The sequence below is a fragment of the Vitreimonas sp. genome (genome assembly GCF_036392335.1).
GTDB lineage: Bacteria > Pseudomonadota > Alphaproteobacteria > Caulobacterales > Aquidulcibacteraceae > Vitreimonas.
On the sequence record NZ_DASVYD010000040.1, the window covers coordinates 1 to 2,283 of the forward strand.

The 2,283-nt window shown below is 63.3% G+C and carries 2 protein-coding genes; both read right to left on the minus strand.

Features of this window, described 5'->3' with window-relative positions; all coding sequences use genetic code 11:
• The coding region (locus tag VF769_RS09310; RefSeq protein ID WP_331008121.1) for a hypothetical protein at positions 1-1,204 on the minus strand (1,204 nt) is incomplete at its 3' end.
• A partial coding sequence (locus VF769_RS09315; RefSeq protein WP_331008122.1) for an AMP-binding protein occupies positions 1,201-2,283 on the minus strand: 1,083 nt, incomplete at its 5' end. The genes VF769_RS09315 and VF769_RS09310, both read right to left, overlap by 4 nt.

Here is a 2,283-nt window from a genome sequence, read left to right on the forward strand (position 1 = left end):
GGCTAGCGGTCAGTCCGTAAGCGCCTGATTGCAGCACCGCGATGAGATCGCCGACGACAAGCTCCGGAAACGCGGTCTGACGCGCCAGCGTATCCAGCGGCGTGCACAAAGGCCCCACCAGCGCCGCAACATCCTCTGCCGGCGCGCGCAGCTTCGTCGCCGCCACGATCGGATAGTCGCGCTTCATCACCTGGCCCAGATTGCCGGACGCCGCCAGATGATGGTGCATGCCGCCATCGGCGATGATGAAGCGCGCGCCGCGGGAACGCTTCACCGCGCGCACCGACATCAGGTAGATGCCAGCCTCGCCCATAAGGAAGCGTCCGGGCTCCAGCACCACGCGGGCGTCACGCAACAGCGCATGCGTAGCCTTGCGCGCCGCCAGCGCGGAAGCTCCTTGGGCGATTTTCGCCAGATCAAGGGCGCGGTCAGCGCCATGATAAGGAATGCCCAATCCGCCGCCGAGATCGATGGTGTGCAGCGGCCGCCCGATCATGTCGGCCAGACGCGCCGCCAGATCGAGCCCATGGCCCCATTGCAGCAGAAGCGTGTCGGCGTCGAGAATCTGCGTGCCGGCGAAGAGATGGATTCCGACCAGTTCGAGCATGGGCTCGCGCGCGATGGCGGCGACCACGTCGGCGAGGATTTCTTCGTCGAAGCCGAATGCCGCCGGCTTGCCGCCCATGCGCATGGCCCCGCCCTGCGCCGCCGCCACCGGGTTGACGCGTACGCCAACGCGCACGCGCTCGCCTTCGTTGTGCGCGATCCGTCCTAGCGCTGCAATCTCTTCATAACTCTCGACGTGAATTTCGCCGATGCGGCTGCGCACGGCGAACGCCAACTCGGCCTCACTCTTGCCCGGTCCTGCAAACAGAATGCGCGAAGTGTGCGCCCCAGCCTTCAGCGCGACCTGCAATTCGCGCTCCGACGCGACTTCGAGGCCAGCGCCCTCTTCGACAAAGATGCGCGCCACGTCTGGACGCGGATTGGCCTTCACCGAGTAGAAGACATCCGCAAAACCCCGGACAGCCGCCGATAGCGCGCGGTAGCTCCGGCGGGCGAGCGCAGCGTCATAGACGTAGAGCGGAGAGCCATACGCGCGCACAAGGTCCGAGACCGGCACGCCGCCGATGACGAGTTCGTCCGTACTGGCGAAATTGCGGGCCAGCAGATCCGCCGCAAGCGCCGACGCGTGCCCGTTCATTGCCCGCGCTCACGCTTCAAGCTTTGATAGTCCACCTTGCCGTTCGGTGTTGTCGGCAGTGCTTCGACCAGTTCGATGCGGGCGGGCATCATGTGCGTCGGCAGATTCTTGGCTGATTCCGCGAGCACGGCCTTGAGATCGATTTCAGGCTCAAGCGGAACAGCGATCGCGTGCACCTTCTGACCAACCCACTCGTCCTTGAGGCCAATCACCGCGACCTGACGGAATGCGCCGGTCGCCATCAATACTTCTTCGACTTCCGTCGGCGAAATCCGGAAGCCCGCGGATTTGATCATGCCGTCTTCTCGGGCGACGAAATACAGATAGCCTTCGTCGTCCTCCATCACGAGGTCACCGGACCAGCAGACAATGTCCCCGCCGGTCACGGCGTCGTTAAAGGGATTTCGCCGCAAGACCTGGGCGGTGTCTTCGGGCCGGTTCCAATAGCCCAGCGACACGGTTGGGCCGCGATGCACCAAAATACCCGGCTCGCCCGGCTTTGCCCGCCTTCCATCGGCAGTGAGCGGAAACACTTCGCACTCAGGTATGGCTTTCCCGATCGAGGTCGGCCGCACTGAGACCTGGTCGGGCGGCAAGAACGTCGAGCGAAACGCTTCAGTCAATCCGTACATCAAGAAGATCGATGTGGACGGCAGCAATTCCTGCAATTTCGCCACCGTCGCCGACGGCACAGCGCCGCCGGAATTGGTGATATAACGAAGATGCGGCAATGGCCTGCGCGAAAGGCTTGGCGCCGCGCGGGTCAAGATCGACCACATCGTCGGCACGCCTGCGAGTCCCGTGATCTCATGTTCGGCGAGTTTGCGCACGAGTTCGTCGCCAAACCGGAAACTCGCCAACACCAGCAACGCGCCTTGCTCGACGACCGTCAGCAGCTGATTCAAGCCGTAATCGAAACTGAACGGCAAAATCGATAGAATGCGATCGCTCGGGCCAATGCCCAGATAAGTGCGTACAATCCGCGTTCCCGCCAACAGATTGCGATGACTGAGCATGACGCCTTTGGGCCGGCCCGTTGACCCAGAGGTGTACAGGATCGCGGCCAAATCCTCGCCGAT